The organism is Vibrio sp. 10N.286.46.A8, from assembly GCF_041470165.1.
In the GTDB taxonomy this organism is placed as follows: Bacteria; Pseudomonadota; Gammaproteobacteria; order Enterobacterales; family Vibrionaceae; genus Vibrio; species Vibrio tasmaniensis_A.
In genome coordinates this window covers 1-2,714 of sequence record NZ_JBFRLX010000109.1, presented here as the reverse complement: position 1 = coordinate 2,714, position 2,714 = coordinate 1, and the positions used below count along the sequence as shown (strand labels likewise).

The following is a 2,714-nucleotide window of genomic DNA, read 5'->3' as shown; positions in this document are numbered from 1 at the left end:
CCATCCGGATCCACATACCCTAACGGGTCACCATCCACATACGCATAGAGGTTAATCCCGCCTTGCTCTTGCAGTGGGTCGCGGTTTAGCCAGCGGCCCAAGTTTGGCATATAGAAGCGATAACCAAAATAAACTAATCCACTTTCAAAATCTGAGCGTTTGGTCGACATACCAAACGGCTGTAGAGTGAAACCATCGCCACTTACTTGCCCGTATGGCGAATAACCTCGTTGGCTGAGTCTTTCGCCTGCTTGGTCAAACACACCATAGACGTGACCGAGATGGTTAGTCATGTAGTAGATATTTTGCTGGCTCTGCTGACGCATTAATAACCCAGAGACAAAGCCTTTTGTATTATGGAAAAAGACAAGACCTGACCCTATTCTTCTATGCTTTAATTATTTATTCTTAATAAATATAGGTAGCATCAACGCAACGCCCCATAAATAAGCTCCAGAGTGTAACTTTAAAGATAAAATAGAGGTAGCCCCGTTACCCCCGGCCACTATTACTAGCGGCTGAGAAAAGAAAATGATTAGCGCACATAAGGTTACGACTGACCATGGATTCACTTTTATCCCTTGGTTATTAGACAAGCTTAGCACCCAAGAGATATTTGCCAACCATGGGAACATCAACGCTATGGCTGTGTCGAACCAAGTGGTCAACATAAACGTTGCCGCAAAAACTTGCATGAAGCCAAATACTAGTGCTTGATAACCATAAGTTAAACTGCTTTCTCGCCCGTCAACGCAGGAAAAAGCCGGCAGAAGAAGCGCTACAAGATAAAACAGAGCTGATAGATTTCTAACAGAAAACATAGGGCTTTGCCTTATGCTAAACGCATTAATGGGTGAAAACACACTATCCCACTTGCCTTAATCATTTGTCTTCAATGCATATTTCTTTATTAGTAAAACCAGCTTTTCTTCCTCAATCTGAGATTCGAATGAATCAGAAGGAATAATCAAAGCAGCAAGCTTATCCACAAAAATATAAACATCTCCACTGTTATCCTCTACGGACTCAACAGCCTCCCATTTGTAAAAACAACTCCCGAATGGATTCACTTCATTAATCCCTTCCTCTGTTAACTCAATGGTCTTATCGCCAATAATAATACCACCTTCATTTGGCACTGATAATTTCCTTATCTTTATTAAGTTATAAATAAAACCCGGAATAATATAAAAATAAGTGTCATTGTCATTAAAAATGTTTGCAAACGAAAACTAGAAAAGTTAACCCTTCCAATATTTATAGCTACTGACATAAAAAAAACAGCAATAAAAAAGCCAATCATCATGCTCTTTATAAAGTTCTTTTTTGTACTTTCTTGCGATGAACTCAGTCGTTTTAAAGCAAAACCTGAAAAATCCAAGTAGTTCTTTTTGGTAATTTTAATTGATTTGATCATTATAACTTCCCTATGTATACATCGACTTGCGTAGTTGTAGAACAATACAATAATCGTATTAGATCAATACACGGAACACACAAAACTAGTAAACCTACATTGTTGGCTAGCATTTTAAGTTATTAATGTAAGGAATATTTATTTTTAGCCAAAGCCTTTACCCTATAGTAAAAGGAAAGACCTCGTCTTCAGCACTTATTTGGAGACAAAGCCGTTTGCCTCTTTCGGGTGGATTCTCATCTTTATCTTAGTCGGTGCCGATGAGGCGAACCATTTCATTAGACCTTACCTTATTATTTACTTTTACTCCCAAGCACTAACAGGATCACATAGCTCTAACGGAATAAAAAAACACCTCATTTCAAGAAACCCCTTTAATGATTCTGATTCGCTATCTGATATTTCTTCATAAAAGAGATTTAAATATTCTTCCTTATAATCTAATCCTTTATGATAGTTATTTTTATAATTCTCCATATACGCATATAAAGCAGGTTTATTTCCATGAGCAATTATTTCCTCTAGACATGTTAAATCATAATTACCACTACTTGAAAATTTCCCACTAATAATAGCATCACAATATAAAATTTTATACTGTAGTTGTTCCTTATCCTTTACTTTATTTAATAACTTATCAGATTTATCATATAACCAATTTCGGCTAGGATAGTGCATATATGAGCGCGCAAGTAATAACTTACTTTGATCATCATCTACGGTATCCACTGCCATCTCTAGATAATAATCAATTTTCTTATAGTTAATCTCACCTATATTCCCCAACATCCCATAAAAATAGCAATCCGTTAGTTTTTTATACCCTTTATGATCACCGTTATCGGCATTTTCTTTTAAAACCTCACACTCCTTTACTATGTCAATCATTTCCACTTCCCTTTCTTTCGATAGTATATCGAATGACAACAATGACGAAATAGACACTAAAAAAACAATTACGTAATTAACAATTACTTTCATTTAATAACTCCATTCACAATATATTCCACATGATTGATATCTAAAATATTCAAACACTGTTTCCTGCGCCTCGGATTTGGATTTTTTTGCAGCAAAATTATTTGAACTAGTTTTTTTATTCGTAGCGTCACATGAAGCTTTGCTTTGCGGATTACTACTTTCTGGTTCTATTGGAAGACTTTCTGTCCACAAGTTTCTCATACTCTCAACACAATCATGTACACACTGGCTGTTCGTTTGGGCTGAGTAAACTGCGTGGTCCCATGGATTGGGATTTACCGGTCTGCCCTTTATTTTTCCATCCGGATCCACATAC

Annotated in this window: 5 protein-coding genes and 1 pseudogene; all 6 read right to left on the bottom strand. The window is 36.5% G+C overall.

Annotated features, from left to right (window positions below):
• Window positions 1–326: RHS repeat-associated core domain-containing protein (locus AB4232_RS12015; RefSeq protein WP_372087185.1), on the bottom strand; the 326-nt coding region annotated here is incomplete at its 3' end.
• A 72-nt stretch (window positions 327–398) separates the two neighbouring features.
• Window positions 399–821, bottom strand: a complete 423-nt coding sequence (locus tag AB4232_RS12010; RefSeq protein ID WP_009844731.1) for a hypothetical protein — start codon at window positions 819–821, stop codon at window positions 399–401.
• A gap of 57 nt (window positions 822–878) precedes the next feature.
• Window positions 879–1,139 (bottom strand): YcxB family protein, encoded by a 261-nt coding sequence (locus AB4232_RS12005; RefSeq protein ID WP_372087184.1) that lies wholly within the window; start codon window positions 1,137–1,139, stop codon window positions 879–881.
• A gap of 20 nt (window positions 1,140–1,159) precedes the next feature.
• Window positions 1,160–1,417, bottom strand: coding sequence for a hypothetical protein (locus tag AB4232_RS12000; protein ID WP_372087183.1), 258 nt, complete (start codon window positions 1,415–1,417; stop codon window positions 1,160–1,162).
• A 303-nt stretch (window positions 1,418–1,720) separates the two neighbouring features.
• Window positions 1,721–2,398 (bottom strand): hypothetical protein, encoded by a 678-nt coding sequence (locus AB4232_RS11995; protein ID WP_372087182.1) that lies wholly within the window; start codon window positions 2,396–2,398, stop codon window positions 1,721–1,723.
• A pseudogene (locus AB4232_RS11990) lies at window positions 2,399–2,714 on the bottom strand (hypothetical protein); the annotation flags it as partial.

Excerpts from the sequence above, each read along its gene's own strand:
- AB4232_RS12010 (WP_009844731.1), bottom strand. The coding sequence starts at position 821 with ATGTTTTCTGTTAGAAATCTATCAGCTCTGTTTTATCTTGTAGCGCTT.
- AB4232_RS11995 (WP_372087182.1), bottom strand. The coding sequence starts at position 2,398 with ATGAAAGTAATTGTTAATTACGTAATTGTTTTTTTAGTGTCTATTTCG.
- AB4232_RS12000 (WP_372087183.1), bottom strand. The coding sequence starts at position 1,417 with ATGATCAAATCAATTAAAATTACCAAAAAGAACTACTTGGATTTTTCA.